We start from the raw sequence: 22,480 nt of genomic DNA, 5'->3' as shown, positions 1-22,480 counted from the left end.
CATCCATGGCGCCAACGGTCCTGCAGCGGCCTGCCCACGCCTCTCGACAGTTTCCTGCGGGCGCGGACGGGAAGGGCGGAATCAAGGTCAAGAGCAAAAGCAAAAAGGCAGCCGGTGGCTGCCTTTTTTGTTTCCGCGAGCGTCGAGTCGGGGTCGGATCCCTTTGCGTAGCAAAGGGCTCTGACCCCAGCTCTTGATCCTGCCTTTGCTCACCCCTCCGCCGCGCGGAATGATGGATGGCGCGGGTGGGGGTGAGGCTGACCGGGACTGTCAGCGGCATGGATGCCGCTGCCAAGCCCCCAGGGACGGGTTCACGGCGTATCCCGGGCAGCCTCACCCACCCGGGCCCCACAGCCAACCAGCAATCAGCCGGCAAAGCCTTGAACCTTACAGCGCTTCGAAAATACCCGCCGCGCCCATGCCGGTGCCGATGCACATCGTCACCATGCCGTACTTCTGCTGGCGACGACGCAGGCCGTGCAGCAGGGTCGCGGTACGGATTGCGCCGGTCGCGCCCAGCGGGTGGCCCAGGGCAATCGCGCCGCCCAGCGGGTTCACCTTGCCCGGGTCCAGGCCGCAATCGCGGATCACGGCCAGCGACTGCGCGGCGAACGCTTCGTTCAGTTCAATCCAATCCAGCTGGTCCTGGGTCAGCCCGGCCTGCTTCAGTGCCTTCGGAATCGCGGCAATCGGGCCGATGCCCATCACTTCCGGGCGCACGCCGGCCACCGAGAAGCTGACGAAACGGGCCAGCGGGGTCAGGCCGTAATCCTTGATCGCCTGTTCCGAGGCCAGCAGCACGGCGCCGGCGCCATCGCTCATCTGCGAGGAGTTGCCGGCGGTGACGGTGCCGCCGAACTGCCCGTTGCGGAACACCGGGCGCAGCTTGGCCAGGCCTTCAGCCGAAGAATCCGGGCGGGGGCCTTCGTCGGTGTCGGCGATCTTGTTGCGGGTGATGATGCGCTGGCCGTCGGCCAGGTCCGGCAGGTGCGAGACGATTTCGTACGGGCTGATCTCGTCCTTGAACTCGCCGTTCTGGATCGCGGCCATGGCCTTCTGGTGCGAGGCCAGGGCGAAGGCGTCCTGGTCTTCGCGCGAGACCTTCCACTCTTCAGCCACCTTCTCGGCGGTGATGCCCATGCCGTAGGCGATGGCGACGTGGTCATTGTCGAACACGCTCGGCGCCATGGCGATCTTGTTGCCCATCATCGGCACCATCGACATCGACTCGGTGCCACCGGCCAGCATCAGGTCGGCGTTGCCCAGGCGGATCGCGTCGGCGGCCTGCGCCACGGCCTGCAGGCCGGAAGAGCAGAAGCGGTTCACGGTCTGCGCCGCGATGGTGTTCGGCAGGCCGGCCAGCAGCACGCCGATGCGCGCCACGTTCATGCCCTGCTCGGCTTCCGGCATGGCGCAGCCGATGATCGCGTCATCGATGCGGTTGACGTCCACGCCCGGGGCCTGGGCGACGACGCTGCGCAGCACGTGCGCAAGCATGTCGTCGGGGCGGGTGTTGCGGAACATGCCCTTGGGCGCCTTGCCGACCGGGGTACGGGTGGCGGCGACGATGTAGGCGTCCTGGATTTGCTTGGTCATTGCAGTGATCTCTCGAATTTTTTAGCCGGAGTGCCGACCAACGGTCGGCACCCACCAGAGGCAGAGGAGTGCCGACCAAGGGTCGGCACCCGCCATCAATCAGTTACGCAGCGGCTTGCCGGTCTTCAGCATGTGCGCGATGCGGGCCTGGGTCTTTTCCTGCTGGGCCAGTTCGACGAAGTGCTTGCGCTCCAGGGTCAGCAGCCACTCTTCGTCGACCAGGGTGCCGCGGTCGACCTTGCCGCCGCACAGCACGGTGGCGATGCGCTCGGCGATCTCGTAGTCGTACGGGCTGATGAAACGGCCTTCCAGCATGTTGACCAGCATCATCTTGAAGGTGGCAATACCGACGTCACCGGCGACCTGGATGCGGCGTGCCGGCAGCGGCGGACGGTAGCCCGCTTCGGCCAGGGCGCGCGCTTCGGCCTTGGCGATGTGCAGGGCCTCGTAGCTGTTGAATACCACCTTGTCGGTGCTGCGCAGCAGGCCCAGTTCCTTGGCGTTGACCGCCGAGTTGGACACCTTGGCCATCGCCACGGTCTCGAAGGTCTTCTTCAGTTCGGCAAACACGTCGCCGCCCGGGCCCGCGGCCTGCGAGGCGCGCACGGCCAGTTCCTTCAGGCCACCACCGGCCGGCAGCAGGCCGACGCCAGCTTCGACCAGGCCGATGTAGCTTTCCAGGAAGGCCACGGTCTTGGCGCTGTGCATCTGGAACTCACAGCCGCCACCCAGGGCCAGGCCGCGCACGGCAGCCACCACCGGCACCAGCGAGTACTTGATGCGCTGGCTGGTGCGCTGGAAGTTGGCAACCATTTCTTCGAACTGGTCGACCTTGCCGGCCTGCAGCAGGCCCAGCGCGCCGGCCAGGTCGGCGCCGGCGGAGAAGGGTTCCTTCTGCTGCCAGATCACCAGGCCCTGGAAGTCCTTCTCGGCGCGGCTGACGCATTCCTGCAGGCCATCCAGCACGTGGTCGGACACGGTGTTCATCTTGGTCTTGAAGCTGACCACGGCGATGCCATCACCGTCGTGCCACATGCGCAGGCCGTCGTTCTCGAACACGGTCTCGCCCGGTGCGAACTTTTCGCCCAGCAGCGGATCCGGGAAACGCTGGCGCTGGTACACCGGCAGCGACGAGCGCGGCAGCTTGGCGTTGCGCGACGGGCTGTAGCTGCCTTCGGCAGCATGCACGCCGTCGCGGCCATCGAACACCCAGTCCGGCAGCGGGGCGTTGCTCATGCTCTTGCCGGCGACGATGTCATCGGCGATCCACTGCGCGACCTGCTTCCAGCCGGCGGCCTGCCAGGTTTCGAACGGGCCCAGCGACCAGCCGTAGCCCCAGCGGATGGCCAGGTCGACGTCGCGCGCGGTCTCGGCGATGTCGGCCAGGTGATAGGCGCTGTAGTGGAACAGGTCGCGGAAGGTCGCCCACAGGAACTGCGCCTGCGGGTGCTGGCTCTCGCGCAGCTTGGCGAACTTCTCGGCCGGGTTCCTGATCTTCAGGATCTCGACCACTTCCGGTGCAGCGGCGCGGTCGGCCGGGCGGTAGTCCTGCTTCTCCAGGTCCAGCACCACGATGTCCTTGCCGACCTTGCGGAAGATGCCGGCGCCGGTCTTCTGGCCCAGCGCGCCCTTGGAAATCAGCGCGTCCAGCCACTTCGGCGACTTGAAGAATTCATGCCACGGGTCATTCGGCAGGGTGTCGCCCATGGTCTTGATGACGTGGGCCATGGTGTCCAGGCCGACCACGTCGGAGGTGCGGTAGGTGGCCGACTTCGGGCGGCCGACCAGCGGGCCGGTCAGGCCGTCCACTTCATCGAAGCCCAGGCCGAACTGCTGGGTGTGGTGGATGGTGGACAGGATCGAGAACACGCCGATGCGGTTGCCGATGAAGTTCGGGGTGTCCTTGGCGTACACCACGCCCTTGCCCAGGGTGGTGACCAGGAATTCTTCCAGGCCTTCCAGCACGGCGGCGTCGGTGGTGGTGGCCGGGATCAGCTCGGCCAGGTGCATGTAGCGCGGCGGGTTGAAGAAGTGCACGCCGCAGAAGCGGTGGCGCAGCTGCTCGGGCAGCACGTCGGCCAGCTTGTTGATGCCCAGGCCCGAGGTGTTGGAGGCCAGCACCGCGTGGTCGGCCACGAACGGCGCGATCTTCTTGTACAGGTCCTGCTTCCAGTCCATGCGCTCGGCGATGGCCTCGATGATCAGGTCGCAGTCCTTCAGCTGCTCCAGGCCGGACTCGTAGTTGGCCGGGGTGATGGCTTCGGCCAGCGACTTGCTGGCCAGCGGTGCCGGGCTCAGCTTGCCCAGGTTGGCGATCGCCTTCAGCACGATGCCGTCGGCCGGACCTTCCTTGGCGGGCAGGTCGAACAGCACGGTGTCGACGCCAGCGTTGGTGAGGTGGGCGGCGATCTGGGCACCCATGACGCCGGCACCCAGCACGGCGGCGCGGCGGACTAGCAGGGAATTGGACATGGTGTAGGGCCTTTGTTGGTCAGCAGTTACTGGGTGGAATCAAAGGGAAGCGGGCAGGGCGCTGGCGCGAGCGGCGGCGCGGAACCCGGCTTCGGCGAAATGGATCAGTTCGTGGGCGGCATGGGCACGATGCGCCGCTTCGGTGACACCGGCGGGACGCTTGATCAGCCCGAAGTCGGCCATGGCATAGGTGAGCGAGCCGGCCAGGAAGTCCAGGCGCCAGTACAGCTCTTCCTTGCTCAGGTCGGGCACGCACTCGCCGATGGCTTTGCCGAACGCGCGCAGCACGTGGCCGTAGTGGTCGGACAGGAACTTGCGCAGGTTGTCGTTCTTCTCGGCGTAGGCGCGGGCGATCACGCGCACGAAGGCGCCGCCGTTCTGGCGGTCCTGGGCCAGCGCCAGGGCCGGCTCGACGAAAGCGGCCAGCACCGGGCGCAGCTGCCCGGGGTGTTCGCTGCGGGCACGTTCGAGCTGTGACAGGCGGGCGCCGGTCATCTCGTCCATGCGGCGGCGGAACACCTCGTTGACCAGGTTTTCCTTGGAGCCGAAGTGGTAGTTGACCGCAGCGATGTTGACGTCGGCCTGGCTGGTCACCTGGCGCAGCGACGTGCCGGCGAAGCCGTGCTGTGCGAACAGCTCCTCGGCCGCGCCGAGAATGCGGTCCTTGGTCGAGAAGTGGGCGGGTTTGGCCATCGGCGGGCAGACCTTAATCAAACGATTGTTTGATACTAGGACCAGACGGTACCGTATGGCATTTTGCAGTGCAGCAAAATCCTGTCGCCCGGTTACAAGGGATTCAGTAGTGCCAGCCCATGGCTGGCAACGCATGATCCTGAATGGGCAGGCTCCGGCGCTCGATATCCCGCATCCTGCCTGCCAGCCATGGGCTGGCACTACTGCACGGGATCTTTTACAATTCGCCTACGTTTATCAGGCTAAGCCCGCGTCCCGACGCGGGTTTTTTTCATGTTACCCTTCGGGCCATCAGCGGCCCGATTCCATTGGAGACATCCCATGGCGCTGGAGCGCACCCTTTCGATCATCAAGCCGGACGCCGTTGCCAAGAACGTCATCGGCGAAATCTACGCCCGCTTCGAGAAGGCCGGCCTGAAGGTCGTGGCCGCCAAGTACAAGCAGCTGTCGCGCCGTGAAGCCGAAGGCTTCTACGCCGTGCACCGCGAGCGTCCGTTCTTCAACGCGCTGGTCGAGTTCATGATCTCCGGCCCGGTGATGATCCAGGCCCTGGAAGGCGAGAACGCCGTCCTGGCCCACCGCGACCTGCTGGGCGCCACCAACCCGAAGGAAGCCGCTGCGGGCACCATCCGCGCCGACTTCGCCGAATCCATCGATGCCAACGCCGCCCACGGCTCGGACTCGGTCGAGAATGCCGCGATTGAAATCGCCTACTTCTTCGCCGCCACCGAAGTCGTTTCGCGCTGAGAGTAATGCCGTGAACGAGGTCGTACAGTCCCCCGCCATCCAGCCGCTGCCGAAGTCGGCACCCACGGCTGGCAAGCAGAACCTGCTCGACCTCGATCGCGCGGGCCTGGAGAAGTTCTTCGTCGAGGTTCTTGGCGAAAAGAAGTTCCGTGCCCATCAGGTGATGAAGTGGATCCACCATCGCTACGTCACCGACTTCGATGAAATGACCGACCTCGGCAAGGTCCTGCGCGCCAAGCTGCAGGCCCATGCCGAGGTGCTGGTTCCGAACATCGTGTTCGACAAGCCCTCCGCCGACGGCACCCACAAGTGGCTGCTGGCGATGGGCGTGGATGGCAAGAACGCCATCGAGACCGTGTACATCCCGGACAAAACCCGTGGCACGCTGTGCGTGTCTTCGCAGGTCGGTTGCGGCCTGAACTGCACGTTCTGCTCCACCGCCACCCAGGGCTTCAACCGCAACCTGACCACTGCCGAGATCATCGGCCAGGTGTGGGTTGCCGCACGCCACCTGGGCAACGTGCCGCACCAGATGCGCCGCCTCACCAACGTGGTGATGATGGGCATGGGCGAGCCGCTGATGAATTTCGATAACGTCGTGCGCGCCATGAGCGTGATGCGCGACGACCTGGGCTACGGCCTGGCCAACAAGCGCGTGACCCTGTCGACCTCCGGCCTGGTGCCGCAGATCGATCGCCTGTCCGCCGAAAGCGACGTGTCGCTGGCGGTGTCGCTGCACGCGCCGAACGATGCGCTGCGCGAGACCCTGGTGCCGCTCAACAAGAAGTACCCGATCGCCGAGCTGATGGCCTCGTGCGCACGCTACCTGCGCGCCAACAAGCGCCGCGAATCGGTCACCTTCGAATACACCCTGATGAAGGGCATCAACGACAAGCCCGAGCATGCTCGCGAGCTGGCCCGCCTGATGCGCCAGTTCGACAACGCGGTGCAGGCCAAGGATTCGGGCAAGGTCAACCTGATCCCGTTCAACCCGTTCCCGGGCACCCGCTACGAGCGTTCGGAAGAGGCGCACATCCGTGCCTTCCAGAAGATCCTGCTCGACAGCAACGTGCTGACCATGGTCCGCCGCACCCGTGGCGACGACATCGACGCCGCCTGTGGCCAGCTCAAGGGCCAGGTGATGGACCGCACCCGCCGCCAGGCGGAGTTCAACAAGACGCTGCAGGCGGGGAAGGGGAGCGATGCCGCGGCCTGACCGCCTCTGGCTGGTCCTTCTCGCAGGCGTGCTGGCCGTTGCGGTCGGCGGCTGCAAATCCCATCCCAAGGCCAAGCTCGGGCCGAGCCAGGCGCCGGTCTATTCGGTGGGTGATCCGGAAAGCGTGCGGCGCGAAGTGCGTTGGCGCGATCTGTTGACCCTGGCGACCCGCGACATGCAGGTCGGCAATCTCGACGCTGCCGAGCGCAAGGTGCGCGAAGCACTGAAGCTGGCGCCCGAGGCTCCGGATGCGCTGGTGCTGCAGGCCGGCATCGATGACCGTCGTGGCCGCACCCGCCAGGCGGGCGAGAATTTCCGCAAGGCCGCCGAACTGGCGCCGCAGCGCGGAGACGTGCTCAACAACTACGGGGCTTGGCTGTGCCAGCAGGGCCAGTCGGCCGAATCGCTGGCCTGGTTCGACCGGGCGCTGCAGGCGCCGGGCTATGCCACCCCAGGCGAGGCGCAGGCCAATGCCGGCAGCTGCGCCCTGGACGCGGGCCAGCTCGAACGTGCCGAACGCGACCTGCGTGCGGCCCTCGTCGCGGCGCCTGCCAACCCGGTCGCGCTGGAGTCGATGGCCCAGCTGAGCTTCCGCCAGGGCCGCTTCATGGAGGCCCGGGCCTTCGCCGAACGTAGGATTGCGGCTGCACCCGCAACACGTTCCGTGTTACAACTTGCGTCTCAAATCGAAGCGAGGCTGGGCGATCGGGCGGCATCTGATCGTTATCTGCAGCGGATTCGACAGGAATTTCCGCAGGAAGCGGGCTCCTAACTCCAGGGTTGATGCATTGTGATTGATGACCAGACTGTGAGCGCTCTCGAGACTGCGGCCGGCTGCGGCACCCGCCTGCGCCAGGCCCGCGAAGCGGCCGGACTGACCCTCGAAGATGTCGGCTCGCGCCTGCGCATGCCGGTCCAGGTGGTCAAGTCGCTGGAAGAGGAACAATGGCAGAAGCTGGGGGCGCCGGTGTTCGTGCGCGGCCAGCTGCGCAGCTACGCGCGCCTGCTGGACGTGGACGTGGGCCAGCTGCTGGAACAGGCCCAGGTCGGCCCGGTGGTTCCGCCCACCCTGGTCAGCCATACCCATACCCCGCGTGCGCGCCGCATCGCCGAGAACCTCGGCCGGCGCGTGCTGTACGTCGGCATCACCGCCGTGCTGGCGGTGCCGGTGTGGTTCGCCACCCGTGGTCACTTCGACGGCAGCGCGACCCCGTCGCCGAGCACCGCCTCGCTGGACGTGATCCCGGCCGCCGTGCCGGTCACCCCGTCCGCGGCCGGTGCCGAGGCTGTCGCGCCGGCCGAAGCGACCACTGCCCCGGCCAGCAAGCCGGCGGCGACCCCGTACGTGGCCTCGCTGGCCCCGGTGCCGCGCCCGGCGCCGGCACCTGCGGCGGCCGGCAACGCGCTGGAAATGCAGTTCAGCGGCGACAGCTGGGTCGACATCGGCGGCCCGGACGGCAGCACCGTCGAGAAGGCGCTGATCAAGTCCGGCGAGACCCGCAGCTTCACGCCGGGCCAGGTGACCCGGGTGACCCTGGGCAACGCCTCGGCGGTCCAGGTTCAGCAGAACGGCGCTATCGTCGATCTGACCCCCTACCAGCGAGCCAACGTGGCACGCTTTCAGGTATCCTCTGAAGGCTCCGTAGTCCCGGTTTCGCACTGAGGCGCGGTTTCACCACCTTCGATTAATCCCAATGGTCCCTCCCGACGGGCGGGGCGAGAGTACGCATGGCGATCGACGATCTGCTCGACGAGCACGAACAAAGTGAACGCGTCCGCAGCTGGCTGCGGAAGAATGGCGCCAGCATCCTCGGTGGCGTAGTCATCGCCATCGGTGCCATTGCCGGCTGGCAGTGGTACCAGAAGGATCAGGGCGGCAAGCTGGCCTCGGCCAATGTCGAGTACCAGAAGGCCCTGCAGGGCCTGCAGCAGAACAAGCTTGACGACGCCGCCAAGGCGGTCAAGGCGCTCGAAGCGGGCCCGTCCAGCATCTACGGCGACCTCGCGGCGCTGCAGCTGGCCAAGGCCCAGGTCGACGCCGGCAAGAACGAAGAAGCACTGGCCACCCTGCGCAATGTGAAGGTCGAGGGTGACCTGCAGCGCGTGGTCGACCAGCGTGTGGCCCGCCTGCTGGTGGCTACCGGCAAGAGCGACGAGGCGATCAAGCTGCTGGGCAGCGCCACCGACAGCAGCAGCCTGGAAATCCATGGCGATGCGCTGATGGCGCAGGGCAAGCGCGATGACGCCCGTGCACAGTACGAGAAGGCGCTGAAGACGCTGGACGTGGCAGCGCCGCAGCGGCGCCTGCTGGAAACCAAGGTTATGGACGCCGGCGGCACCGTCGCCGCCCCTGCGGAGTCGGTTTGATGAGTCAGAAGGTCATGATCACCCGCGTCGCCACCGTGCTCCTGATGGGCATGGCCCTGACCGGCTGCAGCACCATGAAGGGCTGGTTCGCTGGCAAGGACGCGGCCGCGAAGAAGGCACAGGAACCGGCTGAGCTGGTCAAGTTCGAGCCGACCCTGAAGGTCAGCAAGGCCTGGTCGGTCAACCTCGGCAAGGGCGAGCGCCGCATCGGCGTGCGCCAGGGCCCGGCAGTGGCCAACGGCCACGTGTTCGCTGCGGCGATCACCGGTGGCGTGCACGCCATCGACCTGCAGACCGGCAAGAAGGTCTGGACCTGGGAGCCGAAGAAGGAAAAGAAGAAGGCCAAGCTGCGCCTGTCCGGCGGCCCGGGTGTCGGTGAGAACCTGGTCGTGATCGGCACGCTGGATGGCCAGGTCATCGCGCTGGACATCAACGATGGCAGCGAAAAGTGGCGGGCCCGTGTTCCGGGTGAAGTCATCGCCGCGCCGGCCGTTGCCCAGGGCATGGTCTACGTGCGCAGCAACGACGGCCGCGTCACCGGCTTCGATGCCGGCAACGGCACCCAGAAGTGGTTCAACCCGAGCGAACTGCCGGCGCTGACCGTGCGCGGCAACGCGCCGGTGGTGACCGGCCCGGGCGTGCTGTTCATCGGCAAGGACGAGGGCGCGGTTGCGGCCCTGGCCCAGCAGGATGGCCGCACCCTGTGGGAACAGAACCTCGGCAACGGCGAAGGCCGCACCGAGCTGGAGCGCATGGCGGACGTTGACGGTGCTCCGGTGCTGGAGGGCAACACCCTCTACGTGAGCAGCTTCAAGAACCAGACCATGGCCATCGAAGGCCCGACCGGTCGCCCGCTGTGGGCGCGCGACCATGGCGGTGCCGGTGGCGTGGCGGTGTCGTCGGGCAATGTGTTCGTCACCGACAACAAGGGCGGCGTGTTCGGCCTGGACAAGGCCAGCGGCGCTGCCATGTGGTCGCAGACCGCGCTGGCCCGTCGTTCGCTGACCGGCCCGGCGCTGCACGGCGACTACGTGGTGGTCGGCGACTACAAGGGATACGTGCACTGGTTGCAGGCGTCCGATGGTGCGATGGCGGCACGGGCAAAAAGTGGCGGCGACGCCCTGCTGGCCCAGCCGGTCGTCGCAGACGGGGTGCTGCTGGTGCAGAACGTTGATGGCAAGCTGACCGCCTTCCGGTTGGCAAATTAAAAATTGGAGTAATCGCGATGCTGCCTTTGGTCGCCCTGGTTGGACGGCCGAATGTCGGCAAGTCGACTATTTTCAATGCGCTTACGCGCACCCGTGACGCGCTGGTCCATGACCAGCCCGGCGTCACCCGCGACCGCAATTACGGTGTCTGTCGTCTGGACGAGGACAATCATTTCCTCGTCGTCGACACCGGCGGTATCGCGGAAGAGGAAGAGGGACTGGCAGGGGCTACCACCCGCCAGGCCCGCGCCGCTGCGGCGGAAGCCGACCTGATCCTGTTCGTGGTCGATGCCCGTGAGGGAACGTCGGCGATGGACGACGAGATCCTGGCCTGGCTGCGCAAGCTGTCGCGCCCGACGCTGCTGCTGATCAACAAGATCGACGGCACCGACGAGGACACCGTGCGTTCGGAGTTCGCCCGTTACGGCTTCGGCGAGATGCTGACCGTGTCGGCCGCGCATCGCCAGGGTCTGGACGACCTGCTGGACGAAGTGATCCAGCGCCTGCCGGAAGAAGGCAGCGGCGAAGAGCTGGACAACGATCCGAACCGCATCCGCATCGCCTTCGTCGGCCGCCCGAACGTGGGCAAGTCGACCCTGGTCAATCGCATCCTCGGCGAGGAGCGCATGATCGCCTCCGACGTGCCGGGCACCACCCGCGATTCGATCGCCGTGGACCTGGAGCGTGATGGCCGCGAATACCGGCTGATCGATACCGCCGGCCTGCGCCGTCGTTCGCGCGTGGACGAGGTCGTCGAGAAGTTCTCGGTGGTCAAGACCATGCAGTCGATCGAGCAGTGCCAGGTGGCCGTGCTGATGCTCGATGCCACCGAAGGCGTGACCGACCAGGACGCCACCGTGCTCGGTGCCGTGCTCGACGCCGGCCGTGCGCTGGTGATCGCCATCAACAAGTGGGATGGCCTGACCGAGTACCAGCGCGAGCAGGCTGAAACCATGCTGTCGCTGAAGCTGGGCTTCGTGCCGTGGGCCGAGTCCGTGCGCATCTCGGCCAAGCATGGCTCGGGCCTGCGCGAGCTGTTCCGTGCGGTGCACCGCGCCCACGAATCGGCGAACAAGACCTTCACCACCAGCGAAGTGAACAAGGCGCTGGAAGTGGCGTACGAGACCAACCCGCCGCCGACCATCCGCGGCCACGTCTCCAAGCTGCGTTATGTGCATCCGGCCGGGGCCAACCCGCCGACCTTCATCGTGCACGGCACGCGCCTGAAGGAGCTGCAGGAATCGTACAAGCGCTACCTGGAGAACTTCTTCCGCAAGCGCTTCAAGCTGATCGGCACGCCGGTGAGCTTCATCTTCCGCGAGGGTACCAACCCGTACGAGGGCAAGAAGAACGTCCTCACCGAGCGGCAGGTCAAGGCCAAGCGGCGCTTGATGAAGCACGTCAAGGGCAAGTGATGCAGAAGAAGGCGGCCGCAGGGCCGCCTTTTTCGTTGTGGTGCATGGGCGGCCGCCTTGCTCAGGCGTGGCCCCACGGCAACAGCACGCCACGGAACCTCATCTGTCCCGACGACAGGCGGTCATACGCCTCGGTCGCGCGGTCCAGGTCAAAGGTCTCGACCATCGGCTTCACCTTGCCGGCGGCGGCAAGCTGCAGCACTTCGCTGAGATAGTGCTGGCCACCATGGGTGGCGCCGATCACGCGCTGGCGCATCATGTGGAATGGCACGCCTTCGGACGAGATCGAGAAGGGCTGGCTGAAGTCCAGGCCGCACAGCACAACGCGCCCGTCGACACGCAGGCCGGTCATCGCTTCTTCGGCCGAGCTGAATTCATTGGTGGTCACCAGCAGTACGTCGGCGCCACCGATGGCCTTCAGCTCCTTGCCGTTGGCCACGACCTGGTCAGCGCCCAGCTGCTGGGCGAGCGCATGCTTGTCTGCGGAATGGGTGATGGCGATGGTCTCGAAGCCGCAGGCCTTGGACAGCTGCAGGGCGACGTGGCCCAGGCCACCGATACCCAGTACCGCGATCTTCTCCCGTGGCTGGGGCGCCGCATCACGCAGCCCGCTCCAGGTGGTGTAGCCGGCACACATCATCGGCGCCGCGTCCACGTAGGAAAGGCCGTCAGGCAGCAGTACCGTGCCTTCGGCGGAGATGGCGATGTACTGTGCGTGTCCACCCTGCGCGGCGAAGCCGGTGGTGCGGGGTGCATCGCAGTTCATCGCGGTCTGCCCGGACAAGGGGCGGCTCTCGCGGCAGTAGGGGCATCGGCCGCATGCGGATTGGACCCATGAGGTGCCCACGCGATCGCCCACCCGGCGCGTGTGCACGCCCGCGCCCACTTCCACGACCTCGCCGACCACTTCATGCCCTGGTGTCTGCGGGTAGATGTCGCCGCCATAGCCCTGGGTTGCCCACACGTCCGTGTAGCACATGCCTGATGCGTGGACCTTGACCAGCACCTGGCCCGGTTCGATCACGGGCATCGGGACGTCCTGTACCTGCCACGGCGCATTCGGCCCGGTCATCACAACCGCTTTCATCGTTTTCATCGTCTTGATCCTGTCCCGGTGGGTGAGCGCCGAGGGCGTGTGCCCGCGGACACCCCGGAGCGTAGAATCGGTTGACTATCAAGACAATCGCTTCAATATTTAACGACATGGTGAGTAGTATTCAACAATCCGGCGGAGGTGATCTGGCCGCCTTCACTGCGTTCCTGGCGGTGGCAGCGCATCGGAGCTTCCGCAGCGCGGCGGCGGAGTTGAACATCACGCCGTCGGCGATCAGTCATGCGATCAAGGCGCTCGAGCAGCGGCTGGGTGCGCGCCTGTTCAATCGCACCACGCGCAGCGTCTCGCTGACCGACGCCGGGGAGCGGCTGGCGGAAAAACTGCGTCCGGCCATGGCCTCGATCGAAGAGGCCCTGCAGTCGGTGGATACTGAGGCTGGCACGCCGCGCGGTACGGTCCGCATCAACGCCAGTGAAGGCGCCATACGGCTCGTGCTGAAGCCCGTGCTTGCGCGGTTCCTGCGCCAGTACCCGCAGATCCACCTGGATATCGTCAGTGACGGCCGGTTGGGCGATATCGTTTCGGAGGGATTCGATGCGGGTATCCGCCTGACCGAAGCCGTGCCCCAGGACATGGTCGCGATTGCAGTGACCGCGCCCATGCGGTTCGCGGCGGTTGCCTCGCCGGCGTACCTGCAGGCGCGTGGGCGGCCACTGCGGCCGCTGGATCTGCATCAGCACGACTGCATCCGTTTCCGCTTCGAAAGTGGGGCGATCTACCGGTGGGAGTTCGAGCATCAAGGCACCACCGAGCGGGTGAACGTCTCCGGGCCGATCACGCTGACGGACCAGCCGTTGATGGTCGACGCGGCCATTGAAGGTATCGGCATTGCCTTCGTTCCCGAGCATCTGGCACTGGAGCCATTGGCCGATGGCCGCCTGCTGCGGCTGCTCGAGGACTGGTGTCCCGAGTTTCCCGGTCTTTCGCTGTACTACCCGGGCCATCGGCATGTGCCGCCCGGGCTGAAAGCGCTGATCGGTCTTCTTCAGGAACAGCACGGCGGGCGCGGGTAGTCCGGGTAGCGCCGGGCATTGGTCAAGGCAAGGCAGAGCGGCCTGCGTGATAATGCGGCCATGAGCATCCAAGAGCTTTCCCCGCGCAGGCACGCGAGCGCCTGGCCCATGGCGCGGTGCTGATCGATGTGCGCGAGGCGCACGAACGGGCCGGGGGCATGGCCGAAGGCGCGCATGGCGTGGCCAAGGGCGAGCTGCAGGCCGACCCGGCCGCGCATCTGCCGCGGCACGACCAGGAAATCCTGCTGATCTGCCAGAGCGGCAAGCGCTCGGCCGATGCCGCGCAGTTCCTGCTGGAGGCCGGCTACACCCGCGTCGCTTCCGTGATGGGCGGCACCGTGGCCTGGCGCGAGCAGTCGCTGCCGCTGGTACAGCCCCTGGCCAGCGCTGCCGACCGCGACTTCTACGATCGCTATTCGCGCCACCTGCTGCTGCCACAGGTGGGCGAGGCCGGCCAGCGCCGGCTGCAGCAGTCGCGCGTGCTGGTGCTGGGTGCAGGTGGCCTGGGCGCGCCGGCGGGCTTCTATCTGGCCGCGGCCGGGGTAGGGCATCTGCGCTTCGCCGACCATGACCGCGTGGAACGCAGCAACCTGCACCGGCAGATCGTGCATACCGAGGCCAGCGTCGGCCAGCTCAAGGTCGATTCCGCGCGCGAGCGGCTGCTGGCGCTGAACCCGTCGATCGAGGTCGAGGCGGTGCCGGAACGGGTCACGTCCGAGAACGTGGATGTGCTGCTGGAGGGCGTGGACGTGGTGCTGGATGGGTCGGACAACTTCCCGCTGCGCTACCTGCTCAACGACGCCTGCATCAAGCACGCCAAGCCACTGGTGTATGCCGCCATCGAGCGCTTTGACGGCCAGGTAAGCGTGTTTGACGCCGGCCGCCAGCGTGGCGTGGCGCCGTGCTACCGCTGCCTGTTCCCGGAGCCGCCGCCGCCGGAGTTCGCGCCGAACTGTTCCGAGGCGGGTGTGCTGGGTGTGCTGCCGGGCCTGGCTGGTGTGCTGCAGGCCACCGAGGTGCTGAAGCTGCTGCTGGGCATCGGCGAGCCGCTGGTGGGGCGCCTGCTGCGCTTCGATGCGCTGGGCATGCGCTTCCGCGAGACCGGCATCCGGCCGGACCCGTACTGCCCGGTGTGCGCGCCGGGCGTGCCGTTCCCGGGGTATATCGATTACGCCGCGTTCTGTCGGGGTGGATGAGCCTAGCCGGGCGTCATCCACGCATGGCGTGGATCTACTAATGCGTCGGTAGATCCACGCCATGCGTGGATGGATGTATCGGGTTTCGGGATGATGCTGGGGGTCGCTCCCAGCATCGTTCCACATCCAAGACAATCCGGCGCAACATGCGTGCTATTGCCGTCATCGGCATTGCTCTATTGTTGAACCCGATTCTGGATCTTGGGGAAAACACCGCATGGCGGTAGAAGCAGCGACCAGCGAGCTGGTCAAGGTCGTCGCCCTGTTGGGCGCGGCGGTGGTGATGGTGCCTTTGTTCCGCCGGGCCGGCCTGGGCTCGGTGCTGGGCTACTTCGCTGCCGGCCTGGCGATCGGACCGTTCGGGCTGGGCTGGTTCTCCGACCCCCAGGCGATCCTGCATACCGCCGAGCTCGGCGTGGTGATGTTCCTGTTCGTGATCGGCCTGGAGATGCGGCCCTCGCACCTGTGGAGCCTGCGCAAGGAAATCTTCGGGCTGGGCACGCTGCAGATCGTCACCTGCGCGGTGGTGCTGACCAGCATCGCCAAACTGTTCGGCCTGCCGTGGCAGGTGGCCTTCATCGGCGCCACCGGCTTCGTGCTGACCTCCACTGCGGTGGTGATGCAGCTGCTGGCCGAGCGCGGTGACATCGCGCTGCCGTCGGGGCAGAAGATCGTCTCCATCCTGCTGTTCGAAGACCTGTTGATCGTGCCGTTGCTGGCGCTGGTGGCGTGGATGGGTCCGAGTGCGGGCAGCGCCGATGGCGAGGGTTCGCGCTGGCTGTCGGTGGCGATCGGTGTGGGTGCCATCGTCGGCCTGGTGCTGGTCGGCCGCTTCCTGCTCAACCCGCTGTTCCGCGTGCTGGCCGAATCGAAGGCGCGCGAGGTGATGACTGCCGCCGCGCTGCTGGTGGTGCTGGGTGCGGCGCTGCTGATGCAGCTGTCCGGCCTGTCGATGGCGATGGGCGCGTTCCTGGCCGGCGTGCTGCTGAGCGAGTCGACCTTCCGCCACCAGATCGAGGCGGACATTGAACCGTTCCGCGGCATCCTGCTCGGCCTGTTCTTCCTCAGCGTGGGCATGGCGCTGGACCTGAGCGTGGTGGCCGCGCACTGGCAGCTGATCCTAGGCCTGGTGCTGGCGCTGATGGCGGCCAAGGCGCTGTGCATCTACGTGGTGGCGCGCGTGATGGGCAGCGACCACGCGCAGGCGCTGGACCGTGGCGTGCTGATGGCGCAGGGCGGCGAGTTCGCCTTCGTGTTGTTCTCCGCCGCCGCATCGGCCGGCGTGATCGACCTGGAGATCAATGCCAACTTCACCGCCGTGGTGGTGTTGTCGATGGCACTGACTCCGCTGGTGGTGCTGGTCTACAAGCGCATCGCGCCGAAGCCGACGGTGAACATGGACGGCGTGGACGAGGCCGACGGCCTGTCCGGCAGCGTGCTGCTGATCGGTTTCGGTCGCTTCGGCCAGGTCGCCAGCCAGTCGCTGCTGGCGCGCGACGTGGACGTGACCATCATCGACAACGATGTGGAGATGATCCAGAGCGCGGCGCGGTTCGGTTTCAAGATCTATTACGGTGATGGCACGCGTCTGGATGTGCTGCATGCCTCGGGCGCCGCGACCGCGCGTGCGATTGCGGTGTGCGTGGACAAGGCCGAGGCGGCCGACCGCATCGTTGAACTGGTGGCGCATGAATTCCCGCAGGCCAAGTTGATGGTGCGCTCGTTCGACCGCGAGCATTCGCTGCGGCTGATCCATGCCGGTGTCGATTTCCAGATTCGCGAGACCTTTGAATCGGCAGTGCTGTTTGGCCAGGCCGCGCTGGTGGAACTGGGGGCGGATGAGGACGACGCGGTGGAGATTGCCGAGCAGATCCGTCGCCGCGATGCTGAGCGCTTCGAGCTGGAGATTGCCGGTGGTGGTCTGAATGCCGGCGCGCGGATGATCTACGGCAACAGCCCGCAGGGCGTGCCGACGCCGACGCCGTTCACCGCGCCGAAGCGGGAGAGCAAGACGCTGAACCCGCAGGATGTGCCGGAAGAGGAAGAATAAAGCCCGGTAGTGCCGGCCGCTGGCCGGCAGATACGGGAACGTTCCGACGTCATGAGGTTGCCGGCCAGCGGCCGGCACTACCAGGTGGGGAATTACCCAAGCCGTGGCGGTGGGCGAGGGGGCCTGAATCGGGGACAATAGCGTCCCCGCCGCCCCACGCCTGCTCCCGATGACCGATTCCGCCCCCCAGCTTCCTGCCCGCATCCTTGATGGCCGCCGCATCGCCGAGGACCTGCTCGACAGCCTGAAGGTGCGCGTCGACGCGCGCGTGGCTGCCGGTGGCAGCCGTCCGGGCCTGGCCGTGGTGCTGGTCGGTGGCGACCCGGCCTCGACCGTGTACGTGCGCAACAAGCGCCGTGCCGCCGAGAAGGTCGGCATCGAAGCACATGACTACGACCTGCCGGCCGGTACCACCGAGGCCGAGCTGCTCGACCTGATCGACCAGCTCAATGCCGATCCGAAGATCAACGGCATCCTGATCCAGCTGCCGCTGCCGGGCATCCCCGACGCGCGCCGGCTGATCCAGCGCATCGACCCGCGCAAGGACGTGGACGGCTTCCACCCGGAAAACGTCGGCCACCTGGCCCTGCGCGAGTTCGGCCTGCGCCCGTGCACCCCGCGCGGCATCACCACGCTGCTGGGCCACACCGACCAGCCGGTGCGTGGCCGCAACGCCACCATCGTGGGCGTGAGCAACCACGTCGGCCGCCCGATGGGCCTGGAACTGCTGATTGCCGGCTGCACCGTGACCAGCTGCCACAAGTTCACCCCCAAGGACGTGCTGGAGCAGGCCGTGCGCAACGCCGACATCCTGGTGGTGGCGGTGGGCCGTCCGGGCATCGTGCCGGGCGAGTGGGTGAAGCCGGGCGCGGTGGTGATCGACGTGGGTATCAACCGGTTGGATGACGGCCGGTTGGTGGGCGATGTCGGGTTTGAAGCGGCGGCCCAGCGGGCCAGCTGGATCACCCCGGTGCCGGGTGGCGTGGGCCCGATGACCGTGGCCACGTTGATGCAGAACACGTTGGAAGCGGCGGAAGCGCTTAGCTGACGGCGGCTGGGGCTGGTCTCAGATGTCTGAGGGATAGTGCGGACCAACGGTCCGCACCCACCTAAAGCGGCTGGATCTGGCCCTTGGGTCTGCTCGCGAGATGGGCTGCTGGTGGGTGCCGACCGTTGGTCGGCACAATGCCAGAGGGCTGGGGCTCCTGCTGGGGCACTGGTGTCTGAGAGAGAGTGCGGACCAACGGTCCGCACCCACCACAGGCAGGCCGACGACCGGCTGTTGGTAGGTGCCAACCTTGGTTGGCACGATCCGTCCGGCGCTGGACTCCAGATGGGGTGAAGGCCTCTCCCTGTTTGTGCCAACCAAGGTTGGCACCTACCAAAGGCGGTTCCAGTGCGGACCAACGGTCCGCACCCACCGAGGGTAGGTTCCAGACCCTGAGAGCAGGTTGCAGCCCCCCTGAACCAATCGCCGCCCGCGCGACACTGCGTCGCATCTACCCCCTGCCACACGGCGCGAAAACAGGGTAAAATGTCGCGCTTCCCCACATCTCGGGTATGCCGATGCTGCGCATCCAGGCTGAAGCACTCACTTACGACGACGTCTCGCTCGTCCCCGCCCACTCGACCATCCTGCCCAAGGACGTCAACCTCGAAACGCGGTTGACCCGAGACCTGAAGCTGAAGCTTCCGATCCTGTCCGCAGCCATGGATACCGTCACCGAAGCCCGCCTGGCCATCGCCATGGCCCAGCTCGGCGGCATGGGCATCATCCACAAGAATCTCAGCCTGGAACAGCAGGCCGCGGAAGTGGCCAAGGTCAAGAAGTTCGAGGCCGGCGTCATCCGCGACCCGATCACCGTCGGCCCGGAAACCACCATCCGCGACGTGCTGGCCCTGACCCAGGCGCACAACATCTCCGGCGTGCCGGTGGTGGGCAGCGACGGCCTGCTGGCCGGCATCGTGACCCACCGCGACATGCGCTTCGAGACCGAGCTGGACGATCCGGTCCGCCACATCATGACCAAGAAGGATCGCCTGATCACGGTCAAGGAAGGCGCCGCGTCTGATGAAGTGCTGCAGCTGCTGCACCGCAACCGCATCGAAAAGGTGCTGGTGGTCAATGATTCGTTCGAACTGCGTGGCCTGATCACCGTCAAGGACATCCAGAAGAACACCGACTTCCCGAACGCTGCCAAGGATCTGTCGACCCGCCTGCTGGTCGGCGCTGCCGTCGGCGTGGGTGGCGATACCGATCGCCGCGTGGAAGCGCTGGTCGCCGCCGGCGTGGACGTGATCGTGGTCGATACCGCGCACGGCCACTCGCAGGGCGTGCTGGACCGCGTCAGCTGGGTCAAGAAGAACTTCCCGAACGTGCAGGTCATCGGTGGCAACATCTGCACCGGCGAAGCCGCACTGGCGCTGCTGGACAGCGGCGCGGACGCCGTCAAGGTCGGCATCGGCCCGGGCTCGATCTGCACCACCCGCGTTGTCGCCGGCGTCGGCGTGCCGCAGGTCACCGCCATCGACCTGGTGGCCGAAGCGCTGCAGGACCGCATCCCGCTGATCGCCGACGGTGGCATCCGCTACTCGGGCGACATCGGCAAGGCGCTGGCCGCCGGTGCCTCGACCATCATGGTCGGCGGCTTGCTGGCCGGTACCGAGGAATCGCCGGGTGAGACCGAGCTGTACCAGGGCCGTTCGTACAAGAGCTACCGCGGCATGGGTTCGCTGGCTGCCATGGAGAAGGGGTCGAAGGACCGTTACTTCCAGGACGCCGCCACCGCCGACAAGCTGGTGCCGGAAGGCATCGAAGGTCGCGTGCCGTACCGCGGCCCGGTGGGCGGCATCATCCACCAGCTGATGGGCGGCCTGCGCGCCACCATGGGCTACGTGGGCTGCGCCACCATCGAAGACATGCGCAGCAAGCCCAAGTTCGTGAAGATCAGCGGCGCCGGCCAGCGTGAGAGCCACGTCCACGACGTGACGATCACCAAAGAGCCGCCGAACTACCGCGCCTGATGCGCTTGCGAACTGCTCTTGCGATTACGGGCAGCCTGCTGATGGCAGGCTGTTCGTTGTCCGAACCGCCGCCGCGCTCCGGGTCTCCGGGCGCGGCGGTTTCGCAATTGCAGGACGTGCAGGCGTGCCAGAACGCGTTCTCGCTGCCGAAGGGCTGGCAGGTGCAGGCCGCTGGCGAGCAGCGCTGGCTGCTGAAAGGCACCGGTGAGCGCCCGCTGCAGGTCACCCTGCAGTGCATTACCGAACTGCTGCACGGGCCGGATGATCCGGTGCTGACGCCGGTACTAGGCGCGCTGGAGCCCGCACGGATGAGCGTGCGCTGGGCGTCCTGGGGCGCTGCGGATTCGGGCTTCTCGATGGCGGCGCTGCAACGGCGCATCGTGCCCGGCACCGAAGTGCAGGAAATCGCCGAGCTGCCGCGCGCCGACCGCTCCAACCCCAACGCACCGCATGGCCTGCTGATGCTGCGCTGGGACGAGGAAGACCCCTCACATATTCAACAACGCGAGGCGTTCATCGCCACGCTGACGCAGAGCCTTGAAGCGCCGGGCGCTGCGAAAAACACCACTGGAACGGCACCATGACCAACATCCATAACGACAAGATCCTCATCCTCGATTTCGGCGCGCAGTACACGCAGCTGATCGCCCGCCGCATCCGCGAGCTGGGCGTCTACTGCGAAATCTGGGCGTGGGACCACAACCCGGCCGAGATCGCTGCGTTTGGCGCCAAGGGCATCATCCTGTCCGGTGGCCCGGAATCGACCACGCTGCCGGGTGCCCCGGCCGCGCCGCAGGAAGTGTTCGACAGCGGCCTGCCGATCTTCGGCATCTGCTACGGCATGCAGACCCTGGCCGCGCAGCTGGGCGGTGCCACCGAAGCCGCTGACCAGCGCGAGTTCGGCCACGCCGAAGTGAACGTGATCAACCCGGATGCACTGTTCAAGGGCCTGAGCGACCACGGCGGCGAGCCGAAGCTGAATGTCTGGATGAGCCACGGCGACCACGTCTCCGTTGCACCGCCGGGCTTCACCATCACCGCCACCACCGACCGCATTCCGGTGGCCGCCATGGCCAACGAAGAAAAGCGCTGGTACGGCGTGCAGTTCCACCCGGAAGTGACCCACACCCTGCAGGGCCAGGCGCTGCTGCGCCGCTTCGTGGTGGACGTGTGCGGCTGCCAGACCCTGTGGACTGCCGCCAATATCATCGACGACCAGATCGCCCGCGTGCGCGAACAGGTGGGCGATGACGAAGTGATCCTGGGCCTGTCCGGCGGTGTGGATTCGTCCGTGGTGGCCGCGCTGCTGCACAAGGCGATCGGCGACAAGCTGACCTGCGTGTTCGTGGATACCGGCCTGCTGCGCTGGCAGGAAGGCGACCAGGTGATGGCGATGTTTGCCGAGCACATGGGCGTGAAGGTGGTGCGCGTGAATGCCGCCGACCGCTACTTCGCCGCGCTGGAAGGCGTGAGCGACCCGGAAGCCAAGCGCAAGATCATCGGCAACCTGTTCGTTGAGATCTTCGACGAAGAGTCGAACAAGCTGAGCAACGCCAAGTGGCTGGCGCAGGGCACCATCTACCCGGACGTGATCGAGTCGGCCGGCAGCAAGACCGGCAAGGCGCATGTGATCAAGAGCCACCACAACGTGGGCGGCCTGCCGGAGCACATGAAGCTGGGCCTGGTGGAGCCGCTGCGCGAGCTGTTCAAGGACGAAGTGCGCCGCCTGGGCGTTGAGCTGGGCCTGCCGCGCACCATGGTCTACCGCCATCCTTTCCCGGGCCCGGGCCTGGGCGTGCGTATCCTGGGCGAAGTGAAGCGCGAATACGCCGAACTGCTGGCCAAGGCCGATGCCATCTTCATCGATGAGCTGCGCAAGGCGGACCTGTACGACAAGACCAGCCAGGCGTTTGCCGTGTTCCTGCCGGTGAAGTCGGTGGGCGTGGTGGGCGATGCGCGGGCTTATGAGTGGGTGATTGCGCTAAGGGCTGTGGAGACGATCGACTTCATGACGGCGCATTGGGCGCATCTGCCGTATGAGTTCCTGGGGACGGTGAGCAACCGGATCATCAATGAGTTGCGGGGGGTGTCGAGGGTTGTTTATGACATCTCGGGGAAGCCGCCGGCAACCATTGAGTGGGAATGAGTTGAAAGAACGAGGGCGCCGAGAGGCGCCCTTGCTGTTTGTGGTGTCCGCTATCAATCAGGTAAATAGCAGCTGGCGGGGCAGTGGTCTTGCCAAAGGTCGCATCGCGTGCGTGGCCGGCCGGATACAAGCCAGGACCCGGCTTGACGGATTAGCTGACCTGGTACTCAATCGATTTCTCAGTGAGCATCTTGGGGTGTTGGCTACTGGGTGAGCGGCTCTT

17 protein-coding genes and 1 pseudogene are annotated in these 22,480 nt (G+C 66.5%); 14 read left to right on the top strand and 4 right to left on the bottom strand.

The window, feature by feature from the left end; translation table 11 throughout:
- Positions 1-387: 387 nt before the first annotated feature.
- The 3 genes from ACXI0D_RS20590 to ACXI0D_RS20580 all read right to left on the bottom strand — a co-directional run bounded on the left by ACXI0D_RS20590 (position 388) and on the right by ACXI0D_RS20580 (position 4,761).
- Complete coding sequence (locus tag ACXI0D_RS20590) at positions 388-1,596, bottom strand: acetyl-CoA C-acyltransferase (RefSeq protein WP_049436339.1); 1,209 nt, start codon at positions 1,594-1,596, stop codon at positions 388-390.
- A gap of 99 nt (positions 1,597-1,695) precedes the next feature.
- Positions 1,696-4,068 (bottom strand): 3-hydroxyacyl-CoA dehydrogenase/enoyl-CoA hydratase family protein, encoded by a 2,373-nt coding sequence (locus tag ACXI0D_RS20585; RefSeq protein ID WP_479643086.1) that lies wholly within the window; start codon positions 4,066-4,068, stop codon positions 1,696-1,698.
- Positions 4,069-4,107: 39 nt separating this feature from the next.
- Positions 4,108-4,761: a TetR/AcrR family transcriptional regulator gene (locus ACXI0D_RS20580; protein ID WP_014646856.1), complete on the bottom strand. Its 654-nt coding sequence runs from the start codon at positions 4,759-4,761 to the stop codon at positions 4,108-4,110.
- Between the two features lie 321 nt (positions 4,762-5,082).
- Here ACXI0D_RS20580 and ndk point away from each other — a divergent pair, with 321 nt between their 5' ends.
- The 7 genes from ndk to der all read left to right on the top strand — a co-directional run bounded on the left by ndk (position 5,083) and on the right by der (position 11,714).
- Positions 5,083-5,508, top strand: coding sequence for a nucleoside-diphosphate kinase (ndk, locus tag ACXI0D_RS20575; RefSeq protein ID WP_008265389.1), 426 nt, complete (start codon positions 5,083-5,085; stop codon positions 5,506-5,508).
- A gap of 10 nt (positions 5,509-5,518) precedes the next feature.
- Entirely contained in the window at positions 5,519-6,724 is a 1,206-nt protein-coding gene (rlmN, locus tag ACXI0D_RS20570) for a dual-specificity RNA methyltransferase RlmN (RefSeq protein WP_005409296.1), read from the top strand.
- A complete protein-coding gene (gene pilW / locus ACXI0D_RS20565; RefSeq protein WP_049445755.1) occupies positions 6,711-7,496 on the top strand; it encodes a type IV pilus biogenesis/stability protein PilW in 786 nt (261 codons plus the stop codon). Before rlmN ends, pilW begins: the two co-directional genes overlap by 14 nt.
- A gap of 18 nt (positions 7,497-7,514) precedes the next feature.
- Positions 7,515-8,387, top strand: a complete 873-nt coding sequence (locus tag ACXI0D_RS20560; RefSeq protein WP_049445756.1) for a RodZ domain-containing protein — start codon at positions 7,515-7,517, stop codon at positions 8,385-8,387.
- 65 nt (positions 8,388-8,452) lie between these two features.
- On the top strand, positions 8,453-9,091 hold the full coding sequence (locus ACXI0D_RS20555) for a YfgM family protein (RefSeq protein ID WP_032960761.1): 639 nt from the start codon (positions 8,453-8,455) through the stop codon (positions 9,089-9,091).
- Positions 9,091-10,299, top strand: a complete 1,209-nt coding sequence (gene bamB / locus ACXI0D_RS20550; RefSeq protein WP_014036904.1) for an outer membrane protein assembly factor BamB — start codon at positions 9,091-9,093, stop codon at positions 10,297-10,299. Before ACXI0D_RS20555 ends, bamB begins: the two co-directional genes overlap by 1 nt.
- A 17-nt stretch (positions 10,300-10,316) precedes the next feature.
- Positions 10,317-11,714 (top strand): ribosome biogenesis GTPase Der, encoded by a 1,398-nt coding sequence (gene der, locus ACXI0D_RS20545; protein WP_014036905.1) that lies wholly within the window; start codon positions 10,317-10,319, stop codon positions 11,712-11,714.
- Positions 11,715-11,775: 61 nt separating this feature from the next.
- Here the strand turns inward: der and ACXI0D_RS20540 are convergent, their stop codons facing one another.
- The gene (locus ACXI0D_RS20540) at positions 11,776-12,744 is read right to left on the bottom strand and encodes an alcohol dehydrogenase catalytic domain-containing protein (protein WP_479643085.1); all 969 of its coding nucleotides are present in this window, start codon (positions 12,742-12,744) and stop codon (positions 11,776-11,778) included.
- 185 nt (positions 12,745-12,929) lie between these two features.
- Here ACXI0D_RS20540 and ACXI0D_RS20535 point away from each other — a divergent pair, with 185 nt between their 5' ends.
- From ACXI0D_RS20535 to guaA, 7 genes and pseudogenes are all read left to right on the top strand, one after another.
- Positions 12,930-13,841, top strand: coding sequence for a LysR family transcriptional regulator (locus ACXI0D_RS20535; protein ID WP_458220270.1), 912 nt, complete (start codon positions 12,930-12,932; stop codon positions 13,839-13,841).
- Positions 13,842-13,901: 60 nt separating this feature from the next.
- Positions 13,902-15,037 (top strand): annotated as a pseudogene (moeB, locus tag ACXI0D_RS20530) (molybdopterin-synthase adenylyltransferase MoeB).
- Positions 15,038-15,254: 217 nt separating this feature from the next.
- On the top strand, positions 15,255-17,087 hold the full coding sequence (locus tag ACXI0D_RS20525) for a monovalent cation:proton antiporter-2 (CPA2) family protein (protein ID WP_101765321.1): 1,833 nt from the start codon (positions 15,255-15,257) through the stop codon (positions 17,085-17,087).
- 169 nt (positions 17,088-17,256) lie between these two features.
- Entirely contained in the window at positions 17,257-18,135 is an 879-nt protein-coding gene (folD, locus tag ACXI0D_RS20520; RefSeq protein ID WP_014036908.1) for a bifunctional methylenetetrahydrofolate dehydrogenase/methenyltetrahydrofolate cyclohydrolase FolD, read from the top strand.
- Between the two features lie 518 nt (positions 18,136-18,653).
- Positions 18,654-20,111 carry an IMP dehydrogenase gene (gene guaB, locus ACXI0D_RS20515; RefSeq protein ID WP_005409308.1) on the top strand — a complete coding sequence of 486 codons (1,458 nt, stop codon included), beginning with the start codon at positions 18,654-18,656 and terminating at the stop codon, positions 20,109-20,111.
- A gap of 107 nt (positions 20,112-20,218) precedes the next feature.
- A complete protein-coding gene (locus ACXI0D_RS20510) occupies positions 20,219-20,695 on the top strand; it encodes a hypothetical protein (RefSeq protein ID WP_182474451.1) in 477 nt (158 codons plus the stop codon).
- Positions 20,692-22,257 carry a glutamine-hydrolyzing GMP synthase gene (gene guaA, locus ACXI0D_RS20505; RefSeq protein WP_479643084.1) on the top strand — a complete coding sequence of 522 codons (1,566 nt, stop codon included), beginning with the start codon at positions 20,692-20,694 and terminating at the stop codon, positions 22,255-22,257. Before ACXI0D_RS20510 ends, guaA begins: the two co-directional genes overlap by 4 nt.
- Positions 22,258-22,480 lie beyond the last annotated feature (223 nt).

The organism is Stenotrophomonas sp. C9D9 (assembly GCF_056491205.1).
The sequence above is the reverse complement of the archived record's forward strand: the minus strand, read 5'-3'. Positions and strand labels throughout refer to the sequence as shown.

What these genes read in the sequence shown, in the direction of transcription:
- ACXI0D_RS20590 (WP_049436339.1), bottom strand. Translation starts at nt 1,596, where the DNA reads ATGACCAAGCAAATCCAGGACGCCTACATCGTCGCCGCCACCCGTACC.
- ACXI0D_RS20585 (WP_479643086.1), bottom strand. Translation starts at nt 4,068, where the DNA reads ATGTCCAATTCCCTGCTAGTCCGCCGCGCCGCCGTGCTGGGTGCCGGC.
- ACXI0D_RS20580 (WP_014646856.1), bottom strand. Translation starts at nt 4,761, where the DNA reads ATGGCCAAACCCGCCCACTTCTCGACCAAGGACCGCATTCTCGGCGCG.
- ndk (WP_008265389.1), top strand. Translation starts at nt 5,083, where the DNA reads ATGGCGCTGGAGCGCACCCTTTCGATCATCAAGCCGGACGCCGTTGCC.
- pilW (WP_049445755.1), top strand. Translation starts at nt 6,711, where the DNA reads ATGCCGCGGCCTGACCGCCTCTGGCTGGTCCTTCTCGCAGGCGTGCTG.
- ACXI0D_RS20555 (WP_032960761.1), top strand. Translation starts at nt 8,453, where the DNA reads ATGGCGATCGACGATCTGCTCGACGAGCACGAACAAAGTGAACGCGTC.
- bamB (WP_014036904.1), top strand. Translation starts at nt 9,091, where the DNA reads ATGAGTCAGAAGGTCATGATCACCCGCGTCGCCACCGTGCTCCTGATG.
- der (WP_014036905.1), top strand. Translation starts at nt 10,317, where the DNA reads ATGCTGCCTTTGGTCGCCCTGGTTGGACGGCCGAATGTCGGCAAGTCG.
- ACXI0D_RS20540 (WP_479643085.1), bottom strand. Translation starts at nt 12,744, where the DNA reads ATGCCCGTGATCGAACCGGGCCAGGTGCTGGTCAAGGTCCACGCATCA.
- ACXI0D_RS20525 (WP_101765321.1), top strand. Translation starts at nt 15,255, where the DNA reads ATGGCGGTAGAAGCAGCGACCAGCGAGCTGGTCAAGGTCGTCGCCCTG.
- folD (WP_014036908.1), top strand. Translation starts at nt 17,257, where the DNA reads ATGACCGATTCCGCCCCCCAGCTTCCTGCCCGCATCCTTGATGGCCGC.
- guaB (WP_005409308.1), top strand. Translation starts at nt 18,654, where the DNA reads ATGCTGCGCATCCAGGCTGAAGCACTCACTTACGACGACGTCTCGCTC.
- guaA (WP_479643084.1), top strand. Translation starts at nt 20,692, where the DNA reads ATGACCAACATCCATAACGACAAGATCCTCATCCTCGATTTCGGCGCG.